This window comes from Mameliella sp. LZ-28, assembly GCF_012274245.1.
Classification (GTDB): Bacteria; Pseudomonadota; Alphaproteobacteria; order Rhodobacterales; family Rhodobacteraceae; genus Antarctobacter; species Antarctobacter albus.
In genome coordinates this window covers 215,855-235,942 of sequence record NZ_JAANYX010000022.1, presented here as the reverse complement: position 1 = coordinate 235,942, position 20,088 = coordinate 215,855, and the positions used below count along the sequence as shown (strand labels likewise).

General features: G+C 65.3%; 22 protein-coding genes. 11 read left to right on the top strand and 11 right to left on the bottom strand.

The features are described from left to right. The first annotated feature begins 145 nt into the window (after nt 1–145). From G9Q80_RS13635 to G9Q80_RS13620, 4 genes are read left to right on the top strand one after another with little or no spacing between them, the layout of a single operon-like run. Nucleotides 146–1,207 carry an extracellular solute-binding protein gene (locus tag G9Q80_RS13635; protein ID WP_043137015.1) on the top strand — a complete coding sequence of 354 codons (1,062 nt, stop codon included), beginning with the start codon at nt 146–148 and terminating at the stop codon, nt 1,205–1,207. A 56-nt stretch (nt 1,208–1,263) separates the two neighbouring features. Continuing rightward, on the top strand, nt 1,264–2,355 hold the full coding sequence (locus G9Q80_RS13630; protein WP_088714328.1) for an ABC transporter ATP-binding protein: 1,092 nt from the start codon (nt 1,264–1,266) through the stop codon (nt 2,353–2,355). Then, entirely contained in the window at nt 2,355–3,212 is an 858-nt protein-coding gene (locus G9Q80_RS13625; protein ID WP_088714327.1) for an ABC transporter permease, read from the top strand. The genes G9Q80_RS13630 and G9Q80_RS13625 overlap by 1 nt, the downstream gene beginning before the upstream one ends. Before the next feature lie 4 nt (nt 3,213–3,216). Beyond that, nucleotides 3,217–4,065, top strand: coding sequence for an ABC transporter permease (locus tag G9Q80_RS13620; RefSeq protein ID WP_088714326.1), 849 nt, complete (start codon nt 3,217–3,219; stop codon nt 4,063–4,065). A gap of 6 nt (nt 4,066–4,071) precedes the next feature. Here G9Q80_RS13620 and G9Q80_RS13615 read toward each other — a convergent pair whose 3' ends face one another. The 11 genes from G9Q80_RS13615 to G9Q80_RS13565 form a co-directional block, all read right to left on the bottom strand. Then, nucleotides 4,072–4,854 (bottom strand): ABC transporter ATP-binding protein, encoded by a 783-nt coding sequence (locus tag G9Q80_RS13615; protein ID WP_088714528.1) that lies wholly within the window; start codon nt 4,852–4,854, stop codon nt 4,072–4,074. Next, nucleotides 4,851–5,789 (bottom strand): FecCD family ABC transporter permease, encoded by a 939-nt coding sequence (locus tag G9Q80_RS13610; protein ID WP_088714527.1) that lies wholly within the window; start codon nt 5,787–5,789, stop codon nt 4,851–4,853. The genes G9Q80_RS13615 and G9Q80_RS13610 overlap by 4 nt, the downstream gene beginning before the upstream one ends. 44 nt (nt 5,790–5,833) lie before the next feature. Continuing rightward, on the bottom strand, nt 5,834–6,862 hold the full coding sequence (locus G9Q80_RS13605) for an iron ABC transporter substrate-binding protein (RefSeq protein WP_088714325.1): 1,029 nt from the start codon (nt 6,860–6,862) through the stop codon (nt 5,834–5,836). Between the two features lie 27 nt (nt 6,863–6,889). Then, entirely contained in the window at nt 6,890–7,369 is a 480-nt protein-coding gene (tsaA, locus tag G9Q80_RS13600) for a tRNA (N6-threonylcarbamoyladenosine(37)-N6)-methyltransferase TrmO (protein WP_088714324.1), read from the bottom strand. A 79-nt stretch (nt 7,370–7,448) separates the two neighbouring features. After that, on the bottom strand, nt 7,449–7,652 hold the full coding sequence (locus G9Q80_RS13595) for a formate dehydrogenase subunit delta (RefSeq protein WP_043137026.1): 204 nt from the start codon (nt 7,650–7,652) through the stop codon (nt 7,449–7,451). Beyond that, the gene (fdhD, locus tag G9Q80_RS13590; RefSeq protein ID WP_088714323.1) at nt 7,642–8,463 is read right to left on the bottom strand and encodes a formate dehydrogenase accessory sulfurtransferase FdhD; all 822 of its coding nucleotides are present in this window, start codon (nt 8,461–8,463) and stop codon (nt 7,642–7,644) included. The genes G9Q80_RS13595 and fdhD overlap by 11 nt, the downstream gene beginning before the upstream one ends. Beyond that, nucleotides 8,460–11,357: a formate dehydrogenase subunit alpha gene (gene fdhF, locus G9Q80_RS13585; protein ID WP_088714322.1), complete on the bottom strand. Its 2,898-nt coding sequence runs from the start codon at nt 11,355–11,357 to the stop codon at nt 8,460–8,462. The genes fdhD and fdhF overlap by 4 nt, the downstream gene beginning before the upstream one ends. Beyond that, nucleotides 11,354–12,862 carry an NADH-ubiquinone oxidoreductase-F iron-sulfur binding region domain-containing protein gene (locus G9Q80_RS13580; protein WP_088714321.1) on the bottom strand — a complete coding sequence of 503 codons (1,509 nt, stop codon included), beginning with the start codon at nt 12,860–12,862 and terminating at the stop codon, nt 11,354–11,356. The genes fdhF and G9Q80_RS13580 overlap by 4 nt, the downstream gene beginning before the upstream one ends. Beyond that, nucleotides 12,859–13,332, bottom strand: coding sequence for a formate dehydrogenase subunit gamma (locus G9Q80_RS13575; RefSeq protein ID WP_088714320.1), 474 nt, complete (start codon nt 13,330–13,332; stop codon nt 12,859–12,861). Before G9Q80_RS13575 ends, G9Q80_RS13580 begins: the two co-directional genes overlap by 4 nt. 89 nt (nt 13,333–13,421) lie before the next feature. Then, nucleotides 13,422–14,306, bottom strand: a complete 885-nt coding sequence (locus tag G9Q80_RS13570) for a LysR family transcriptional regulator (RefSeq protein WP_043137034.1) — start codon at nt 14,304–14,306, stop codon at nt 13,422–13,424. Between the two features lie 69 nt (nt 14,307–14,375). Further along, the gene (locus G9Q80_RS13565) at nt 14,376–14,972 is read right to left on the bottom strand and encodes a TetR/AcrR family transcriptional regulator (protein ID WP_043137036.1); all 597 of its coding nucleotides are present in this window, start codon (nt 14,970–14,972) and stop codon (nt 14,376–14,378) included. A 185-nt stretch (nt 14,973–15,157) separates the two neighbouring features. Here G9Q80_RS13565 and G9Q80_RS13560 point away from each other — a divergent pair, with 185 nt between their 5' ends. From G9Q80_RS13560 to G9Q80_RS13530, 7 genes are all read left to right on the top strand, one after another. After that, nucleotides 15,158–15,706: a carboxymuconolactone decarboxylase family protein gene (locus G9Q80_RS13560; protein ID WP_074622169.1), complete on the top strand. Its 549-nt coding sequence runs from the start codon at nt 15,158–15,160 to the stop codon at nt 15,704–15,706. 86 nt (nt 15,707–15,792) lie between these two features. Further along, nucleotides 15,793–16,257, top strand: coding sequence for a nuclear transport factor 2 family protein (locus G9Q80_RS13555; RefSeq protein WP_069210971.1), 465 nt, complete (start codon nt 15,793–15,795; stop codon nt 16,255–16,257). A gap of 11 nt (nt 16,258–16,268) precedes the next feature. After that, nucleotides 16,269–16,865 carry a pyridoxamine 5'-phosphate oxidase family protein gene (locus G9Q80_RS13550; protein WP_088714319.1) on the top strand — a complete coding sequence of 199 codons (597 nt, stop codon included), beginning with the start codon at nt 16,269–16,271 and terminating at the stop codon, nt 16,863–16,865. A gap of 73 nt (nt 16,866–16,938) precedes the next feature. Then, on the top strand, nt 16,939–18,033 hold the full coding sequence (locus tag G9Q80_RS13545) for an AraC family transcriptional regulator (protein WP_088714318.1): 1,095 nt from the start codon (nt 16,939–16,941) through the stop codon (nt 18,031–18,033). A 91-nt stretch (nt 18,034–18,124) separates the two neighbouring features. Next, nucleotides 18,125–18,520, top strand: a complete 396-nt coding sequence (locus G9Q80_RS13540; RefSeq protein WP_088714317.1) for a hypothetical protein — start codon at nt 18,125–18,127, stop codon at nt 18,518–18,520. Nucleotides 18,521–18,698: 178 nt separating this feature from the next. Then, nucleotides 18,699–19,547 carry a cysteine hydrolase family protein gene (locus G9Q80_RS13535; RefSeq protein ID WP_088714316.1) on the top strand — a complete coding sequence of 283 codons (849 nt, stop codon included), beginning with the start codon at nt 18,699–18,701 and terminating at the stop codon, nt 19,545–19,547. A gap of 50 nt (nt 19,548–19,597) precedes the next feature. Then, nucleotides 19,598–20,080 carry a YHS domain-containing (seleno)protein gene (locus G9Q80_RS13530; protein WP_088714315.1) on the top strand — a complete coding sequence of 161 codons (483 nt, stop codon included), beginning with the start codon at nt 19,598–19,600 and terminating at the stop codon, nt 20,078–20,080. The last annotated feature ends 8 nt before the right edge of the window (nt 20,081–20,088 follow it).

Here is a 20,088-nt window from a genome sequence, read left to right as displayed (position 1 = left end):
TTCCGCCGGGGCAACCTTCTGGAATCACGCTGATTTCATGTAAACGTCAAACAAGAGGCCCATAAGGCTCAAATCGTCCCGGGCACGCCCTGCCCTTTTTTCGGCAGAGCCCGGGACAGAACCACGACCCGACAGAGGAGAGACCATGTCCAGAACCATCCTTTTGACCACCACATTGATCGCGGGGATGGCCACCACGGCCTCCGCCGACACCCTGCGCCTGCTGACCTGGGGCGGCTACGCGCCCGATGAGGTCATCGAACTGTTCGAGCAGAAGACCGGCCACACCGTCGAAGTGACCAAGTCCAACAACGAGGAAATGATCGCCAAGCTGCGCGCCACCGGCGGCGGCGGCTTTGACCTGGTCCAGCCCAGCCAGGACCGCGTCATGGGCCCGCAGATGGAATTCGGCATCTACAAGCCGATCGACATGTCGAAAATCGACGAGTCGCTCTTCATCCCCTCGATGCTGATGGCGACGATGGCCAACACCACCGTGAACGACGAAGTCTATGGCGTGCCGCACGTCTGGGGCACCTCGGGCCTGGTGCTGAACACCGCCGAGGCGGGGGACACCGTCAAGGATTACACCGACCTCTGCGACCCGGCCGTCGCAGGCAAGGTGACCTACCGCCTGAAGCGCCCGACGCTGATCGGCTTTGCCTTTGCAATGGGCGAAGATCCCTTTGCCGCCTACGGCGACGAGGAAAAGTACAAAGAGATCATGGGCAAGGTCGAAGCCAAGCTGACCGAGTGCAAAGCCAACGTCAAAACCTACTGGGGTGGCGGCGACGAGCTGATGAACCTTGTCCGTTCGGGCGAAGTCACCGCCTCGATGGCATGGGACACCGGCGGCTGGAAGCTGAACGACGACAACGCCGACATCACCTTTGTCGCCCCGGCATCGGGCGCACTGGGCTGGATCGACACCTTTGTCCTGCCTGCCAAGGGCCAGGCCGACGACGTCGCCTATGAGTGGATCAACTTTGTCATGCAGCCGGAAATCGCGGCCATGATCACCGCGGCAGCCGGCAACTTCACCGCCTCCGCCGGGGCCGACGAATACGTCGAGGACGGGTTGAAGGCCAAGTACCAGAACAGCTTCCCGCAGGAAGCCATCGACAACATTAAATGGTATCCGCCGGTTCCCGCCGGTCTGGAGACCATCGAGGGCGAAGTTCTGGACCGGGTCCAGGCCGCCAACTGATCTGACACGGGCGGCACCCGGTTCTCCGGGTGCCGCCAAATGAACGGACTTCCCGCATGACCCCTGATCTCGAATGCGCCGACCTCGTCAAACGGTTCGGTGAGACAACCGCCGTCGACAACGTCTCCTTCTCGGTGCCGCCGGGCAGTTTCTTTTCGATCCTGGGTCCTTCGGGCTGCGGCAAGACAACGATCATGCGGATGATCGCCGGGTTTCTCGATCCGACCTCCGGGGATATCCGGATCAAGGGCAAATCGGTTCTGAACACGCCGCCGAACAAGCGTCCGGTGAACATGGTGTTCCAGCACTTGGCCCTGTTCCCAATGATGAGTATCGCCGAAAACATCGGCTACGGGCTGCGGCGCCAGAAGATGCCCAAGGACCAGATCGCCCGCAAGGTGGATGAAGCGCTGGACCGTATCGGCCTGCCGGGGATTGGCGGGCGCAAGGTCGATGAGCTTTCGGGCGGTCAGAAACAGCGCGTCGCCATCGCCCGCTGCATGGTGTTGGAGCCGGACGTTCTGTTGCTGGACGAGCCTTTGGGCGCGCTGGACCTGAAGCTGCGCGAACACATGAAGGTGGAACTCAAGGCGCTGCAGGCGGCCTTTGACACCACCTTTGTCTACATCACCCACGACCAGTCCGAGGCTCTGGTCATGTCCGACCAGATCGCCGTCATGAATGCCGGGCGGTTCGAGCAGGTCGGCACCGGGCAGGATCTGTATTACCGCCCCGACACGCCTTTTGTCGCCGGGTTCATCGGGGAATCGAACCGCTGGAAGGGCCGAATCGATCGCGTCGAGGGCGAGGCCCTGCAGATGCGCACCGACAGCGGCCTGGCCATGCGGGCAACGGCTGCGGGTCCCTTGGCCGCCGGTGACACCGCAGAAATCTTTGTCCGCCCGGAATCCATTCGCCTGGCCGCCAGCGCCGAGGCGCTCTCCGGTTTCGACAACCAGCTGCAGGGCAAGGTGACAAGCATCCTGTTCAACGGCGCGGCCTCGCGCGTGCTGGTGCAGGACGACGCGGGCGAAACTCTGGAAGTCACCCTGCCCCAATCCGGCGAATTCGCCGCGCTGAAACGGGGGGATGCGGTGCATATCGGCTGGGGCGCGGCGCAAGCGACCTGTTTCAAGGGGGCGGCCTGATGCGCGCGCATACCCGGATCGGTTTCATCCTGCTGCTGACACCCCTGGTGCTGTGGCTGGGCCTGCTGATCATCATTCCGCATATCGACATGTTCCTCATCTCGATCCGCGAACGCATCAGCTTTGGCGTCTACGAAACCAGCCTTGCGCAATACGAAAAGGCCCTGACAGAACCGCTCTACCTGCGGACCTTCTGGCGCACGGCGGTGATGTCGGTGCTAGCCACGGCGATCACGCTGGTGATCGCCTTTCCGGTCTCCTACTACATCGCCAAGATGGCCAAGGGGCGCCTGCAACAGGTGCTGTTCATGCTGTGCCTCATTCCCTTCTACGTTTCGGAACTGGTGCGGACATTCGGCTGGATGATCCTGCTGCGCGAAACCGGGCTGGTGTCAAACCTGCTGCAATGGGCGGGTCTGGCCGATCAGCCGGTCGAGATGCTGTACAACGACGCCGCCATGATGGTGGGACTTGTCTATACCTCGATGCTGTTCATGGTGGTGCCGCTGGTCACGACATTGGAAAGCCTCGACGACAGCGTGATCGAGGCCGGTTATGACCTTGGCGGCAGCGGGCTGTCTGTGCTGCGCGAAATCATCATCCCCCACGCCATGCCAGGCATCGTCTCCGGCTGTATCGTCGTCTTCATGCTGTCCTTGGGCAACTACCTGACGCCGACGATGCTGGGCGGCAAGGACAGCCTCTGGTTCACCGAGATGATCTACAACCAGTTCATCGTGCGCTCGAACTGGGAGCTGGGCGCCGCCTTCGGCTTTATGCTGCTGGTGCTGTCCTCGGTGATCGTCTGGGGGATGCTGCGCCTGACCGGCCGCACCCTGCAGGAAACGATGGGATAAGCCAATGATCCCCACGATCCCCCAATCCCGAGGCTTTCGCCTGATCTACGGCGGCTACGTGCTGCTGTTCTTCCTCTACCTTGCGCTGCCTCTGACGGTGGTCGCGGTCTTCGCCTTCAACGACAGCCAGTTCCCCTCGCTGCCCTGGGAAGGGTTCACCTGGAACTGGTTCTTTGGCGAGGACCGCCCGCAGATCGGCGTGTTCCACGAACGCGGCATCCTGCGGGCCGTGGGCACCTCGGCCTTTGTCGCCGCCTGCGTCGCGCTGCTGTCGGTCTGCGTCGGCACCACGAATGCCTTTCTCTTCAATCGTTACGAGTTTCGGGGCAAGGGCCTGCTCTATGTCCTGATGTTGTTGCCACTGGTCATTCCGGGCATCGTTCTGGGCATCTCGATCCTCGTCTTTTCCTCGACCCTTGCGAACGGGATCTGGGACCTGGCGCAGATGGACGTCCAGGCCCTGCGGCCCGGCTTGTTGCTGGTGATCCTTGGGCAATTCAGCTTCATCACCACCATTGCCACGCTGGTCATCACCGCGCGCTTGCAAAAATTCGACCGCACTCTGGAAGAGGCGGCGCTGAACCTGGGCGCCACGCGGCTGGTGGCGGTGCGGACGATCACCATTCCCTTCCTGATGCCGGCAATGATCGGCGCGGTGGTCGTGGCCTTCCTCATGAGCTTCGAGAATTTCAACACCACACTGATGCTGGTCGGCTCTGACGCGCCACTGACCATCGCCATGTTCGACCGTCTGAAAGAGGGGTCGACGCCGTTGCTGAACGCGGTGTCCCTGCTGCTGATGCTGGGCTCGTCGCTGCTGGCGCTGGTGGTGATCCTGTTCCAGCGCCGCTGAGTGCCCCTAGGACACGGCGGGCAGGCAGACCCTTCGCCCGCTGGTCGTGGTCTCGACCGTGATCGGCATGTCATAGACAGCACTCAGGCGCGGGCCGTCCAGGATCTCCGAGGCCGCGCCCTGGGCCAGGATACCCCCCCGGTGCATCAGCACGACCCGGGCATCCAGCGCAAAGGCCTGGTCGGGGTCATGAGTCGACAGGACGACACTGCGCCCGTCCTCTACCGCGCCTGACACCAGCGCGGCGATACGCGACAGGACCTGCGCCTGGTTGCCGAAATCGAGGCTGGCGGTGGGTTCATCCATGACGATCAGCGGCGCCTCCTGCGCCAGGGCGCGGGCGATCAGGACCAACTGGCGCTGCCCGCCGGACAGTTGCGCATAGTTGCGCCCCGCCAGGTCGGCAATCCCAAGGTGATCCATCGCATCCAGCGCCGTCGCCTGGTCGGTCCGGCCCGGTTGGCCAAAGGCGCCCAGACGCGCGGTGCGGCCCATCAGGACCACCTCCAACGCCTCAAAGGGAAAGGGGGGTGCGTGGGCCTGCGGCACATAGGCGATACGGCGGGCGATCTCGGCCCGGGTCCGGGTCGAGATCGGTCGGTCTCCCAGGAAAACCTGCCCGGCAAGCGGTGGCAGCAGGCCCATCAGGGTCCGGAACAACGTGGTCTTGCCACAGCCGTTCGGGCCCAGCAGGCACAGAACCTCGCCCGGCGCCACGCTGAGCGTCAGACCGCTGCCGACAAGGGTCTTACCGTGGCCGATGGACAGGTTGCGGGCCTCCAGCATCATGCCCATCCCCGGCGCCCGCGGGCCAGAAGCACCACGAAGAAGGGCGCGCCGATCACCGCCGTCAGGATGCCCAGCGGCACCTCGACCGGGGCGATGGTTCGCGCCAGCGTGTCCACCGCCAACAGGTAGCCCGCCCCGATCAGGGCCGAAACCGGCAACAGCCGTCCGAAGCCCGGCCCGACCAGCATCCGCGCCACATGCGGGATCACCAGCCCGACCCAGCCGACGACACCGGCCAGCGCGGTCACGCTGGCGGTGACCAGCGTCGCGGCGGCGATCACCAGGAACCGGGTGCGCCCGGCCTCGACCCCCAGCGCGCGGGCCTCTTCGTCGCCCATCGACAGCACGTTGATCTGCCAGCGCAACAGGGCCAGGGGTACAAGCCCGACAAGTACGGCGGGCAAGGCAGGCAGAATGTCGGCAGAGGTGACAGAGGCCAAGGACCCAAGCAGCCAGAAGGTGATCGCCGGGAGCTGATCGTAGGGATCGGCCAGCACCTTGAGCAGCGAAGTTGCCGCCCCGGCCAGCGCCCCGATCACCACCCCCACAAGGACCAGCGTCAACGTCCGGTCCGCGCCCCTCACCGCTGCCGCGACCAGCGTCACCACACCCACTGCGGCCATGCCCCCGACAAAGGCAGAGGCCTGGATTGCCGCCACCGGCAGGGACAGGAAAATCCCCGCCACAGCCCCCAGTCCCGCGCCCGCCGATACGCCCAGGATATCCGGCGAGACCAGCGGATTGCGAAACAGCGCCTGGTAGCTGGCCCCGGCGGCGGCCAGCGCCGCGCCCACCAGCAGGGCGGCGGCGACGCGCGGCAGGCGGATGTTCCAGATCACGATTGTCGCCTGCGGATCGCCCTGCCCGACAAGCGTCCGCAGGACATCGCCCGGTGACAGGCCGAAAGGCCCCACCATCACGGCCCCGAAAGCCATGAGCACCAACGCAAGCGCCAGCAGCAGGGGCAGCGCGGGCCGGATCACTCTGGCGGACGCTCTTCGGCCCACTCCAGCAGGCGGTCAAGCGCGTCATCGGAGAGGTCGACGTGATACCATTGCGCGTAGAACTCCCGCGCCTCCTCGCGCAGGTCTCCCTGCCAGCGATCAGGATACATCAGCCCCGCCATCCAGGTGAGCCCCATCATCCGGTTCAGCGAAGGCGGGCGGTCGATCCAGCCAAAGGGGGCCGTGGGCGAGAGGTAGACACGCCGCTGTTGCACCGCATCGACCCCCTGCCACAGGGGGTCCTCCCAGACCCGGTCAAAGAAGGTGCGGTCCCAGGTCACTACCAGGTCGGGGTTGGCGACGATGACCTGCTCCATGGAGGCCCGGACCAGCCCGCGCGTCGTACCGCCGTCATCGGCCACGTTGCGCCCGCCCGCGCGTTCGATGATCTCGGTGTTGATCGAACCTTTCATGCCGGTCTCCAGCCCATCCGGCCCACGCGCCAGGTAGACGCGGGGGCGCGCCTCCTCCGGCACCTCATCCAGCAGCGCGTCGATGCTGGCAAAGCGCGCCTCGGCATCTGCCGCAAGCGCCTTGCCCCGGTCGGGCACCCCCAGCGCCTCGCCCAGGATGCGCAGGGCCTCCGGCGTGTTCTCGAACCTGCCGTCGATCAGAAGATAGGGAATGCCCGTCTGCGCCTGCACCCGGTCCGCCAGGTCGATGTAGGTATCGCGGACAGAGCCGAAATCGACGATCAGGTCCGGCTTGATCTCCAGCACGCGTTCCAGGTTGGCCTCGCCCCCGCGCCCGGTCAGACGCCCGGTTTCGGGCAGGTCGCGGTAGGGTTCGGCGATATAGTCGCGCTCTTCGGCCCGCAACGCTCGCGGCCAGCCGGTCAGGGCCTCGGGTTTCAGCACGTAGACCAGGACAGAGGCGGGCGGCCCGGCGGCAAAGACGGTGGTCACATCGTCGGGCACCTCGACCACGCGGCCCGCGCTGTCGGTGATGGTGCGCGCGGCAAGCGGGGTGGCCAGCAGCGCGAGGAACAGGAACAGAAATCGCAAAATGCCCTCCTTGGTAGAGCGTGATCGTCAAATGTCGCCCGGTTTTGGCGGCGCCTTGGGCGTGAACAGGCAGCGGTCCGGCTTGAGGTCGATCAGTGGCGTGCCATCGACGCAATCCAGCCCGCGCACGATGAGATCCGCCCCTTCGATCCGCAACAGTTTCACCATCGACGCACCGATGGGATTGGGCCGCACCGGAGAGCGCAGGGCGAAAGTGCCAAAGACCTGCCCATCCCTCTTCGGACTCTGGGTCAGCAGGTCACGCCGCGCCAAACCCAGCCAGTAGAGAACTTCGATACTGGCATAGGCGTCGAGCCCGGCAAGCGCGGGCTGCCATTCCGGGTCCAGGCGGATGCGACACTCCGGCCCGTCCAGCTGCCCCTGTCGCGGGCAGGCATCGCGATCGGGCCAAGGCGTGTGGATCGTGCCGATGAAGCGCAACGCGGCATCCCCCGCCGGGCCGAGATCAAGCGCGCGCTCTCCTGCGCGAATGGTGGTGTCCGTCATGCCGCGCCCTTTCCGTCGGCGCGACTGTCCGACAGGGCGGTGCAGAGATCAAACCCGCCCGTGCCGGGCCGGACCGCGGTCATATCTGCGCAACGGCCCGGACAACCACCTCGTCCAGCCCGTCACCGCCCTGGGCAACATGGCTGCGCAACTGGTCGCGCATACGCGGCTCCCAGAAGTCCGAGATATGCGCCGCGACCCGCGCGGGGGCATCCTCGTTTGGCTGGGTCTTGAAGAAAGTGGCGATCTGGTTCGCCATGCGGATCATCTTGTCAGGCGACATGCGGTGCCTCGTCGGTGATGCGGTGAGGATGGGAATAGATGTCGAAACCGCCGCTCCGGGCAAAGGCGGCCAGGGTGATGCCCGCCTCTTGCGCCAGGCGCACGGCGGCGCCGGTGGGGGCGGACACGGCAACAAGGACCGGGATACCGGCCAGGGCACATTTCTGGACCAGCTCGATCGACAGCCGAGAGGTCATGACAGCCGCGCCCTGCGACGCGTCGAGGCCCTCATGCGCCAGCGCGCCGATGAGCTTGTCCAGCGCGTTGTGCCGGCCCACGTCCTCGCGCGCCATGAAGACGCTGCGCCCCGAGGTCATGAAACCCGCCGCATGGGTGGCGCGTGTCATGTCGTGCAGGCGCTGGTGTCGGCGCAGCGCGTCCGTAGCGCGGGCGACCTCGGCCACCTTAAGCCGCAGGTCAGAGGTCACGCGCGGCACGCGGCGCAAGGCCTGGTCCAGGCTGTCGATCCCGCACAGTCCGCAGCCCACCGGCCCGGCCATGAAGCGCCGACGCTCGGACAGGGCCTTGGCACGACCGTCCTCCAGCAGAAAACGCGCCTCGATGCCCTGCGCATGTTCGACGATCTCGAAGTCGTCGACCTGCGAGGGGTCGGTGACGATGCCCTCTGTCAGAGCAAAGCCGAGGGCGAAATCCGCCAGGTCAGCGGGACTGGCCATCATGACCGCCTGCGTGGTGCCATTGAAGACCAGCGCCACCGGCATCTCTTCGGGCAGGGTACGATGGATCGCCAGCGTGCCCTCGGACTGGTGCGACCGGCCCGAGGCGCTGACGGTTGCGGCGCGCGCGTTCATTCCGCTGCCGGAAGGATACGGCGCGACCGTTCGGCCTGTGCGGCGTAGTCCTCCTGCCAGTCGGTCGGCCCGTTCGAGGGCGCGACCTGCACCGCCGTCACCTTGTATTCCGGGCAGTTCGTGGCCCAGTCGGAGTAATCCGTGGTGATGACGTTGGCCTGGGTGTCCGGGTGGTGGAAGGTGGTGTAGACCACGCCGGGGCTGACCCGATCCGTCACCTGCGCCCTCAGCGTGGTTTCACCCGACCGAGAGGCCAGCCGCACCCAGTCGCCATCGTTTAGGCCGCGATTCTCGGCGTCATGCGGATGGATTTCCAGCACGTCGGCCTCATGCCAGACCACGTTTTCCGTGCGCCGGGTCTGCGCGCCCACATTGTACTGGGACAGGATGCGCCCGGTGGTCAGCAAGAGCGGGAAACGCGGGCCGGTCTTTTCGTCGGTGGCGACGTATTCGGTGACGATGAACCGTCCCTTGCCGCGCACGAACTCATCGACATGCATCAGCGGCGTGCCTTCGGGATGCGCCTCGTTGCAGGGCCATTGCACAGATCCCTTTTCCTCCAGCAGGGCATAATCCACCCCGGCGAAAGAGGGTGTCGTGGCGGCGATTTCCTCCATGATCTGGCTGGGATGGGTATAGGACCAGCCCGCCCCCATCGCATTGGCCAGCAGTTGCGTCACCTCCCAGTCGGCATAGCCGTTCTTGGGCGCCATGACGCGGCGCACGCGGTTGATGCGGCGTTCGGCATTGGTGAATGTGCCGTCCTTTTCCAGGAAGGTCGACCCGGGCAGGAAGACATGGGCATAATTCGCGGTCTCGTTCAGGAAGAGGTCATGCACGATGACGCATTCCATCGCCGCAAGCCCCGCCGCGACATGTTTCGTGTCCGGATCCGATTGCAGGATGTCCTCGCCCTGACAGTAGAGCCCCTTGAAGGTGCCCTCGACCGCCGCGTCCAGCATGTTGGGAATGCGCAAACCCGGTTCCGGGTCGATCTCGACACCCCAGGTCGTTTCGAAAATTTCCCGCACCTCAGGCAGTTTCACATGGCGGTAGCCCGGCAGTTCATGCGGGAAGGACCCCATGTCGCAAGACCCCTGTACGTTGTTCTGGCCGCGCAACGGGTTCACGCCGACGCCGGGCCGCCCGACGTTGCCGGTCAGCATGGCAAGGTTGGCGATCCCCATGACGGTGGTCGACCCCTGACTGTGCTCGGTCACGCCAAGGCCATAGTAGATCGCGCCGTTGCCGCCCTGGGCAAAGGTCCGTGCGGCGGCCCGCAGCTCCTGCGCGTCGACGCCGGTCAGCAGGGCGGTCGCCTCGGGCGAGTGGCGCGGATCGCTGACGAATTCTGCATAGACCTGGAATTCGTCCCAGTCGCAGCGGGTGCGGATGAACGCCTCGTCCATCAGTCCCTCGGTCACGATCACATGTGCCAGCGCCGTGACCACGGCGACATTGGTGCCGGGCTTCAGCGCCAGATGATGCGCGGCCTCTATATGGGCGGATTTCACCAGGTCGATGCGGCGAGGGTCGATGACGATCAGCTTGGCCCCGGCCCGCAGGCGCTTTTTCAGGCGGCTGGCAAAAACCGGGTGGCCATCGGTGGGGTTGGCACCGATAACGATGACCACGTCGGTCTGTTCGACACTGTCGAAATCCTGCGTGCCGGCGCTGGTGCCGAAGGTCTGGCCAAGCCCATATCCGGTGGGCGAATGGCAGACGCGGGCGCAGGTGTCGGTGTTGTTGTTGCCAAAGACCGCGCGGGTCAGTTTCTGCACGAGGTAGGTTTCCTCGTTGGTGCAGCGGCTGGAAGTGATGACACCGATACTCTTCTTGCCGTGCTTTTCCTGCAGGGCGCGCATGCGGCCCGCGGCAAAGCCCAGTGCCTCGTCCCAGCTGACCTCGCGCCAGGGCTCGTCGATCGAGTCGCGGATCATCGGGTTCAGGATGCGGTCCTTGTGGTTGGCATAGCCATAGGCAAAGCGTCCCTTGACGCAGCTGTGGCCGCGGTTTGCCTTGCCGTGCTTGTAGGGCACCATGCGGACCAGCTCGTCGCCCTGCATTTCCGCCTTGAAGGAACACCCGACACCGCAATAGGCGCAGGTGGTCACGACGGACCGATCCGGCGTGCCCATCTCGATCACGGATTTTTCCTGCAGGGTCGCGGTGGGGCAGGCCTGAACGCAGGCGCCGCAGGACACGCAGTCCGAGGCCAGGAAATCGTCCCCGACGCCGCCCGCCGACACGCGGCTGTCGAACCCGCGCCCCGAGATCGTCAGCGCGAAGGTGCCCTGCACCTCTTCGCAGGCACGGACGCAGCGGTTGCAGACGATGCACTTGGAGGGGTCGTAGGTGAAATAGGGGTTGCTGTCGTCCTTGGGCAGCCATTCGGGGTTGGCCTCGCCGGATGTGTTGCGGGCCTCGAAATGGTTGGCCAGCCCGCCCTGTTCCGGCGCCTTGTAACGCACGTCGCGCAGACCGACGGCCCCGGCCATGTCCTGCAACTCGCAATCGCCGTTGGCCGCACAGGTCAGGCAGTCCAGCGGGTGATCCGAAATATAGAGCTCCATCACGCCCTTGCGGATCTTGCGCACCTTCTGCGACTGCGTGTCCACGACCATGCCCGGCGCCACCGGCGTCGTGCAGGAAGCGGGGGTGCCGCGACGGCCCTCGATCTCGACCGCGCAAAGACGGCAGGAACCGAACGCCTCGAGGTTGTCCGAAGCGCAGAGCTTGGGCACCGAGATGCCGATCTCGGCGGCGGCGCGCATGACGCTGGTGCCTTCGGGGACGGTGACTTCGAAGCCGTCGATGGTCAGGGTGACGGGCGCGCCCTGGCGGGCGGGGGTGCCCATGTCACGGTCGTCGGTTGGCAGGATGAAATCCTTCATTCGGCGGCCTCCTTCTGGCGGGCGAAATCATCGGGGAAATGGGTGACGGCAGACATGACCGGGAACGGCGTGAAGCCCCCCAGCGCGCAAAGCGACCCGTCCGTCATCGTCTCGCAGAGGTCGGTCAACAGGGGCAGCGCGGCGGCGTCGCCCTCTGCGATCCGGTCCAGCGTCTCGACACCGCGGACGGCGCCGATCCGGCAGGGCGTGCACTTGCCACAGCTTTCCACGGCGCAGAACTCCATCGCGAAGCGCGCCATGCCCAGCATGTCGGTCCGGTCGTCGAAGACGGTCAGGCCCGCGTGGCCGATCAGCCCGCCCGCCTGGTCGAATTCCTCGTAGCCCAGCGGCGTGTCGAATTTCGACACCGGCATGTAGGCCCCCAGGGGCCCGCCCACCTGCACCGCCTTGACCGGGCGGCCAGAGACCGTGCCGCCGCCAAGGTCATTGACCACCTCGCCCAGCGAGATGCCAAATGCGGTTTCGAACAACCCGCCCCGTGCCACGTTGCCCGCGATCTGCAGGGTCACGGTGCCGCGCGACCGGCCAAGGCCGAAGTCTGCGTAATGCTGTGCGCCCTTCTCGAAAATCACCGGCACGGTCGCCAGGCTGATGACGTTGTTCACCACCGTCGGACGACCAAGAAAGCCCTCCAGCGCCGGCAAGGGCGGCTTGGCCCGCACCACGCCACGCTTGCCTTCGAGCGAGTTGAGCAGGGAGGTTTCCTCACCGCAGACATAGGCGCCCGCGCCCTTGCGGATCTCCATGTCGAAGGCACGGCCGGACCCCAGGATGTCATTGCCCAACACGCCCGCGGCGCGGGCCAGCTCCACCGCGCGTGTCATGACGGCAATGGCATCCGGATACTCGGACCGCAGGTAGACGTAGCCCCTGGTCGCACCGACACCCAGCCCCGCGATGGCCATGCCCTCGATCAGGGTAAAGGGGTCGCCTTCCATCACCATGCGGTCGGCGAAGGTGCCGCTGTCGCCCTCGTCGGCGTTGCAGACGATGTATTTCTGCGGCGCTTCGGCGTCATGCACGGTCTGCCACTTGATGCCGGTCGGGAAACCCGCCCCACCGCGACCGCGCAGGCCGGAGGTCTTGACCTCGTCGACGATCTGCTGGGCCGAGAGGTCGAGCGCGACGCGCAGCCCCTTCAGCCCGCCGTGCGCCTCGTAGTCGTCAAGCGACAGAGGGTCGATCACGCCGACGCGGGCAAAGGTCAGTCGGGTCTGGCGCTTCATCCACTCCAGATCCTCGACAGGGCCAAGCGCCTTGGCACTGGTGCCGTCGAGGATCGCGGCCGCATCGGACGGTTCTGCCGGGCCAAACCCGTGGCGCACCCCGTCGATTTCCACCTCGACCAGGGGTTCCAGCCAGATCATCCCGCGCGTGCCAGTGCGGATGATGTCCGCATCAGGCGCTGCCGCAAGCAGAGCCGCAACCACATCCTCGGCCCCAAGCGCCTTGGCGGCGCTGTCCATCGGAACGTAGATCTTCATGCGCCCGCCTCCGCCAGCAGTGTGTCCAGCCTGGCCGCGTCGAGGCGGCCGACCACACGGTCATCCACCATTGCCGCCGGCGCACAGGCACACAGGCCCAGGCAGTAGACCGGCTCGATCGTGACCGCGCCGTTCGGCGTCGTCCCGTGCCAATCCAGTCCCAGTCTTGACAGCAGGCTCTCGGCCAGTTCGCTCCCGCCGACGGACTGACAGGCCTCGGCACGGCAGATCTTCAGAACATGGCGGCCTGCCGGAGCTTCGCGGAAGTCATGGTAAAAGCTGATGACCCCATGCAGTTCGGCCCGGGTGATGTTCAGCGCGTCGCAGATCGGCGCGTGCGACTCGGCCGGAATATGACCAAAGCTGTCTTGAATGGCGTGCAACATAGGCAGCAACGGCCCTTCCAGAGACCGGTGTGCGTCGATGATGAGTTTCAGCTCGGCTGCGTCGAAATCGGCGCTGGCAGGCATGTTGTGGTCCTCCTGAATTGGCGCCAACTGGCACATTCGGAGGGGGTCCCTTCAATAACGCTGTTCCGTCAGTCGATAGGAATTTTCGATCAAATCGGGGGCAGCTTGCGCGCCTCTTTCAATAGCGCCTCCAGAACCGGCGTGCGCGGATCCCGGTGAGGCAGGATCAAACCAACCTTGTGATAACGCCCTGCCCCCTGCAGCGGGACCAATGCAATCTCTTTGCCCGCGGCAAGGAAGCGCGCGAGATCTCCGGGGAGAACCGTGACGCATTGCGCCTGGATCACGCTGGCAACCAGCGCGATGACCGAGTTCGATTCGATGCAGGTACTGGGCCTGACGCCGTTCTTGATGAACAGGCGATTGATGATCCTCCGGTTCTGCATGTCGGGAGTCAGAAGCGCCAGTTGCACCCCGCTGAGAGCCGACCAGTCGACGCTGTCCCGCCCGGCGAATTCAGACGACTTTGCGCAGACGAGCATGTAGCTTTCTTCGTACAGTTCGGCTGTATCGACCCGCCCCAGCGGCTCGTTGTCGAGATAGGAGATCCCGGCGTCCGCCTCGAAATCATCCATCAGTTGCAGGATCTCGCGCGAGTTGCGGGACAGGATTCGGAAACGGACATTGGGATGGCGGGCCGCGAAAACCGTGCAGAGGTGCCCGGCCCAGGACTGGGCCGTGGGGATCACGGCAAGCCGCACCTCACCTGCGAGTCCCGTCCGGCTCATCCGCATCTCGTCACGCAGCTGGCGGGCATCGCCGGTGATCCGCTTGGCCCATGTCAGCGCGGTCTGGCCTTCCGGGGTCAGACCCCCGAATCGGGAACCGCGATAGACCAGCTGAACGCCAAGCTGCTCTTCAAGCTGCTTGATCCCGGCCGACAATGTGGGTTGCGCAATGTTCATGCGCTCTGCGGCCCGCCCGAAATGGCCCTCACGGGCAAGGGCGATGAACATTTCCAACTTGTCGAGCATGATCCCACTTTCCTATTGCAGACCACGCTTTCGATCCCGAATTCCGATGGAAATGTCCAGAGGCACGGCTCAAGCCTTCGGCTGGCCACCCCTTGCCCTGGCCGCTTCGATCAGGACGCGCGCCATCTTTTCGGCGGTGCGGGCCGCCTCGGGCATGTTGCGGACATGCGCCGTGGCAATGGCCCCTTCCTTGAGAAGGGCTAGCTGTTCGGCCAGATCTTCCGGATCGGGCAGCCCGGCGTCGCGGCACAGCTCTGACAGGTAGTCGACGATCCGCCGCTTGTGCTCAGCCGCCAGACGGTGCGCCGGATGGGCCTGGTCCCCAAACTCGCCCGCCGCATTGATGAAGGCGCACCCCGAAAATCCCAACCCCTTGAACGCCTTCCCCAGGAACCATGTTTCCAGCGCCGGGAACATGGATAACAGCCGTTCTTCGGGATCAGTCGAAGACTTCTCCATCTCGGCCATAAGCCAGTTGCGAAACCTTTCGTCGCGCAATTGCAAGGCGGCCAGGATCAGTTCGTCCTTTGAACGGAAGTGCTTGTAGAGGGTCATCTTGGCCACGCCCGATTCGGCCAGGATCCGGTCGATACCGGTCGCGTTGAAGCCGTGGATGTAGAAAAGTTTCAGTGCAGTTTCGACAAGGTCGTCACGACGCGACTTCAAGACCTTCCCTCCTGTTATCAGACAGTTCTGTATACTTATCCCGTTTTTTCAGCGACCTTTCAATGCGAAAGCGTGATCGCAGGTTTTCACAGCCTGGTGATAGGGGTTTGACAAATATACAGACCTGTCTGTTTTATAAGGGGCGCACAAAGCGCGTTCACATGAACCACACCAAGAGAGATCCCATGACCCGCATTCCCCTTCCGGCCACCATCGACGACGCCCCCATCGCCTCGCGTCCGCTGCTCGAGGCGGTCAAGACCTCGCTCGGCTCGGTGCCCAACCTCTTTCGCTTGACAGCCAACAGCCCCGCCGCCCTGGGCGGCTACCTCGAACTGAGCGGCGCCTTGTCGAAGGGCGACCTGCCCGCCGCAACGCGCGAAGGTATCGCCCTGGCCGTCGCGCAGGTGAACGGCTGCGACTATTGCCTGTCGGCTCATGCCTTCATCGGCAAAAACATGGCCAAGCTGGACGACGCCGAGATCGCGGCCAACCGGCGCGGCGGTTCGACCGACCCCAAGGCGGATGCCGCCGTCCGCTTTGCCGTGTCGCTGGTCAAGGCACGCGGCAACGTGACCGAGGCCGAAGTCTCTGCCGTCAAACTGGCCGGCTACAGCGATGCCCAGATCGTCGAGATCGTGGCCCATGTCGCGCTGAACACGCTGACCAACTACCTCAACGAGGCCTTCGGAACCCCGATCGACTTTCCGGTCGTAAGCTCTGACGCCGCCTGATCCCCCAGGACCCCCCAGGGCGTCCCGGCACACTCCCTGTCCCTTCTCCCCCGCCGGGGCGCCCGCCTTTGCCCGAGGAACCCAAGATGACCCGACCGCCGATCCCCCCTTTCGACAGTGAAACCGCCGCGCAGAAGGTCCGCATGGCCGAGGACGCCTGGAACAGGCGACAGCCCGAAAAGGTCGCGCTGGCCTATACGCCTGACAGCCAATGGCGCAACCGGGCCGAACGTTTCGCAGGCCGCGACAACATCGTCGACTTCCTCACGCGCAAATGGACGCGCGAGCATGACTATCGCCTGATCAAGGAGCTCTGGGCCCATGAGGGCAATCGGATCGCCGTGCGCTTTGCCTATGAATACCGCGACGACAGCGGCGCGTGGTTCCGCGCCTACGGCAACGAGAACTGGGAGTTCGCACCCGACGGCCGGATGCAGCGCCGTATTGCCTCGATCAATGATTTGCCCATCCGCGAGGACGAACGCCTGATGCACTGGCCGCAGGGCCCACGCCCGCAGGATCACCCCGGCCTGACCGACCTCGGACTATAAGGAGAGAGATCATGGCCAATGCCTATGCCCGGATCGCCTTTACGCCCACCGTGCGCGCCGAACAGCACCAGCACGGATCGGCAGAGATCTACGCGCGCGTCCTCTCGCCCGAGCGGACCGATGGCGCCGAACTGACCGAACGCGAAGCCGCCTTCATCCAGGCCCGCGACGGCGTGTTCCAGGCGACAGTGTCCGAGACCGGATGGCCCTATGTCCAGTTTCGCGGCGGCACGCCCGGGTTTCTCAAGGTGATCGACCCGCAGACCATCGCCTATGCGGATTACAGCGGGAACAAGCAGTACATCAGCACCGGCAACCTGCGCCGGAATGATCGCATATCGATCCTTGCGGTGGATTTCGCACGGCGCAAGCGGCTCAAGCTGCTGGGGAATGCCCGGATCACCGAGGATCCGTCGGTGATTTCCCATCTGAACGGTCCGGACGCGCCGGTTGCAGAACGCGCCATCGTGATCCGCGTGGCCGCCTTTGACTGGAACTGCCCGCAACACATCCCGGTGCGCCGCACCGATGCCGAATACGGCGAGGAAATCCGCCGTTTGCGCGAACGCATCGCCGAACTGGAACAACAGCGTTTCGCCGGGGCCTGACGCGGCCCCGCCACCGCCCCCGGATCCTCTCCGGGGGCGGTTTTCATTTACCTGCAAAGAATTGGAGCCTGCCATGCCCACCGTCACTGCAGCCTTTGTCCACGCCCTCACCGCAGCCGCCAACCTTGCCCTGACCCCGGACGGAGAAATCCTCTCCGGCGGGGTCGTGGTTCATCAGGTTGCCCCCCTCAAGGACGGGCAATTGGACGACCAGAGCTTTTTCGATCTCATCTGCTGGATCGCGCGGCGCCATCCCGACCGCGTCAGCCTGATGGCCGCCTATGCCGAAGCGATCCGGATGGATGACCTCGGCGTTCTGGGTCTCGCGCTCAAGACGGCGCCGACCCTGCGCGCCTCTCTGGTGCGGTTGGAACGCTATTTTCGCCTGCTGACGGATACGGCTGTCTACCGGCTGGACAGCAGCGTAACGCCTGCGCGGCTGGTGCTCGAAGGTCGGACGCCGGATCATCCGGCGCTCACCCTGCGCAACGAATGCGCACTGGCCGGGTTTGCCCGCAACGCGCGGGACTTCGTCCGCGACGGGCTGCGGCTGGAGTTCGTCACCTTCAGACACAGATGTTCCGATGATCCCGCGCGCTACGAGGCGCATTTCGGCTGCCCCGTCCTCTTTGGCGCCGACCGCGATTCCATCGCCCTCTCGGCGCATTCGCTGGACCTGCCCAATCGACTGGGCGACAAGGCTCTGTCGGATTTCCTGACCAGCCACCTGGACAAGGAGTTGGGTCCGACCGAACCGGAACCGCCACTGCGCGCGGACCTGTGCCGCCGCCTGTCCACAGCGCTCAGCACCGGGATTCCCCGCGCGGCCAGCCTGGCCCGTGACATGGGGATGAGCGAACGGACCTTCTTTCGCCGCCTCTCGGACGAAGGCACCACCTACCGCGACGTGGTTCGCGAGGTACAGATCAAACTTGCACGCGACCTGCTGGAACACAGCGAGTGCAGCATTGCCGAGGTCGCCTTTCTCACCGGCTTCGCCGAGCAGAGCGCCTTTGGCCGCGCCTTCAAACGTTGGGTCGGGCAGGCCCCGGCGCAGTATCGGAATCGCGCTTGCGACGTGCCGCACCTGCCCCAGGGCGCCGTCATGGCAGGGAGTGCCCAAAGGCTGGCAGGCGGGGCCGATACGGTCGGGGCCGTGGCGGTTTAATCTCTTTTCATCAACAGGATGAGGCGCTGCTCCTCATCACGGACAATCGGGGCCAGCGCCCCGGGCAACGCGAACACGAAAGGCCCAAGACATGGAACTGACCTGCGCCCCGGCCCGCCCGGGATCCGACACACCAAGCTATCGCCGCGCGACCGTCGCACACGCGTCGCAAGGATCGCCCTGGATACGCGGCCTGCGCGAGATGACCTCGCTGTTGATCGCGGCGGTGGCCGGCGCCCTGGCCACCGGCGTCCTGGCCACGCTCATCATGATGTCCGCCCCGGCCTATGCCAGCGGCACAGCCGAAGGCCACGCCCTCGGCAGTCCGCAACTCATGGCCCGCCTCCCGCGAGAAACCGACGAGGCCGACTGGCGCGCCGCGCGCATCCTGCCCGAGGATCTCCCCGACCTCGCCCCGCTGCCCGGACCGCAGGCCCTGACGCCCCCGCCGGTCTGTACCTGCACCCTGCCGCCCGCGGTGGACTGACCCCATTCCCGGGCGGCCCTAGCTGGCTCCCCGGTCCCCAAGGACAGCGAAAGACACAAGGACCAACGCGGCACGCCAAGCGCCGCGACCGGCACCGCCGTGCGGCGCACCCACTTTCGCGGCCCTGGCAGCGCGATTGCGCTGTCCCCACCCCGCTCTGACCTGAAGGAGAGAGACCATGAAACACGACGACCACGACACCTGCGGTTGCAACGTCACGCCTGAACAGGTGGACACCGCGCGCCGCCGCCTTTTGGCCGGCGCCGCCGCCACCGGGGCCGCTGCCATTGCTGGCTCGGCGGCCCATGCTGCCACCCCGGAGGCGCGCGCGCTCTACGCCGATCCGGCAGACCCCGGCCTGCCGCAGATCGACATGGAGATCACGCCCGGCCGGACCGCGCTGGTGGTGACCGACCCGCAGATCGACTTCCTGTCCGAGGACGGCGTGACCTGGGGCGTCGTGGGCGAAAGCGTGACCGAACAGGGCACCGTCGACAATATCGAGCGCCTCTTTGCCGCCGCCAAGGCCGCGGGCATGCCCGTCTTCATCTCGCCCCACTACTACTATCCGCATGACCACAAGTGGCAGTTCGAGGGAACGCTGGAAAAAACCATGCACGCCATCGGCATGTTCGACCGTCCCGGCGCGCTTTCTCTGGACGGGTTCGAAGGCTCCGGCGCCGACTGGATGCCGCAGTACAAGACATACATCGAGGACGGTGAAACCATCGTCTGTTCGCCCCACAAGGTCTACGGCCCGGCGCAGAACGACCTGAACCTGCAACTGCGCAAGCGGGGCATCGACAAGGTCATCCTGGCCGGCATGTCGGCCAACCTCTGCACCCAGGCGCATCTCTACGAGCTGCTGGAGCTGGGCTACGAGGTCGCCGTGGTGCGGGACGCCACCGCCGGGGCCAAGGTGCCCGAGGGCGACGGATACCTCGCCGCCATCATCAATTTCCGAATGGTCGCCAACGGCGTCTGGTGGACAGACGACGCTGTGACCCGCATCGCTCGCGGCGCGTAAGCGGCGCAGCACTCCCCCCTGAAAACTCCCTGAAAACAAGGATCAAGACCATGACCAAACTGACCTTTGCTGCCGCCGTCTCCGCATCGCTGATCGCGCTGGCATCGGCCGCCTTTGCCGCCGACGAATACAACGTGTCCAACGGGCTGACTCTGACGGGCAACCCTCTGGGCATGCACGGCTTTGACCCGGTGTCGATGTTCAAGGCCGACGCACCGGAAATCGGTGACGCGGAATTCACCTCGGAACACGACGGCGTCGACTACTACTTTGCCAATGCCGAGACCAAGGCCGCCTTCGACGCCGATCCGGCGGCGATGCTGCCTCAGTTCGGCGGGTTCTGCGCCTTCGGCGTCTATGTCGGCAAGAAGCTGGACGGCGACGTGCGCTATGCCGACATCGTCGACGGCAAGCTGTATCTCTTCGTGAACAAGGCGATCTTCGACAAGTACCTCGAAGACCGGGAAACCGTGATCTCCGGCGCCTTTGCCAAGTGGCCCGAAATCATCGAGACCCCGATCGGCGATCTCTGATCCCGGTA

Excerpts from the sequence above, each read along its gene's own strand:
- G9Q80_RS13635 (WP_043137015.1), top strand. The coding sequence starts at position 146 with ATGTCCAGAACCATCCTTTTGACCACCACATTGATCGCGGGGATGGCC.
- G9Q80_RS13630 (WP_088714328.1), top strand. The coding sequence starts at position 1,264 with ATGACCCCTGATCTCGAATGCGCCGACCTCGTCAAACGGTTCGGTGAG.
- G9Q80_RS13625 (WP_088714327.1), top strand. The coding sequence starts at position 2,355 with ATGCGCGCGCATACCCGGATCGGTTTCATCCTGCTGCTGACACCCCTG.
- G9Q80_RS13620 (WP_088714326.1), top strand. The coding sequence starts at position 3,217 with ATGATCCCCACGATCCCCCAATCCCGAGGCTTTCGCCTGATCTACGGC.
- G9Q80_RS13615 (WP_088714528.1), bottom strand. The coding sequence starts at position 4,854 with ATGATGCTGGAGGCCCGCAACCTGTCCATCGGCCACGGTAAGACCCTT.
- G9Q80_RS13610 (WP_088714527.1), bottom strand. The coding sequence starts at position 5,789 with ATGGCTTTCGGGGCCGTGATGGTGGGGCCTTTCGGCCTGTCACCGGGC.
- tsaA (WP_088714324.1), bottom strand. The coding sequence starts at position 7,369 with ATGACGGACACCACCATTCGCGCAGGAGAGCGCGCGCTTGATCTCGGC.
- G9Q80_RS13595 (WP_043137026.1), bottom strand. The coding sequence starts at position 7,652 with ATGTCGCCTGACAAGATGATCCGCATGGCGAACCAGATCGCCACTTTC.
- fdhD (WP_088714323.1), bottom strand. The coding sequence starts at position 8,463 with ATGAACGCGCGCGCCGCAACCGTCAGCGCCTCGGGCCGGTCGCACCAG.
- fdhF (WP_088714322.1), bottom strand. The coding sequence starts at position 11,357 with ATGAAGGATTTCATCCTGCCAACCGACGACCGTGACATGGGCACCCCC.
- G9Q80_RS13580 (WP_088714321.1), bottom strand. The coding sequence starts at position 12,862 with ATGAAGATCTACGTTCCGATGGACAGCGCCGCCAAGGCGCTTGGGGCC.
- G9Q80_RS13575 (WP_088714320.1), bottom strand. The coding sequence starts at position 13,332 with ATGCCTGCCAGCGCCGATTTCGACGCAGCCGAGCTGAAACTCATCATC.
- G9Q80_RS13570 (WP_043137034.1), bottom strand. The coding sequence starts at position 14,306 with ATGCTCGACAAGTTGGAAATGTTCATCGCCCTTGCCCGTGAGGGCCAT.
- G9Q80_RS13560 (WP_074622169.1), top strand. The coding sequence starts at position 15,158 with ATGACCCGCATTCCCCTTCCGGCCACCATCGACGACGCCCCCATCGCC.
- G9Q80_RS13555 (WP_069210971.1), top strand. The coding sequence starts at position 15,793 with ATGACCCGACCGCCGATCCCCCCTTTCGACAGTGAAACCGCCGCGCAG.
- G9Q80_RS13550 (WP_088714319.1), top strand. The coding sequence starts at position 16,269 with ATGGCCAATGCCTATGCCCGGATCGCCTTTACGCCCACCGTGCGCGCC.
- G9Q80_RS13545 (WP_088714318.1), top strand. The coding sequence starts at position 16,939 with ATGCCCACCGTCACTGCAGCCTTTGTCCACGCCCTCACCGCAGCCGCC.
- G9Q80_RS13540 (WP_088714317.1), top strand. The coding sequence starts at position 18,125 with ATGGAACTGACCTGCGCCCCGGCCCGCCCGGGATCCGACACACCAAGC.
- G9Q80_RS13535 (WP_088714316.1), top strand. The coding sequence starts at position 18,699 with ATGAAACACGACGACCACGACACCTGCGGTTGCAACGTCACGCCTGAA.
- G9Q80_RS13530 (WP_088714315.1), top strand. The coding sequence starts at position 19,598 with ATGACCAAACTGACCTTTGCTGCCGCCGTCTCCGCATCGCTGATCGCG.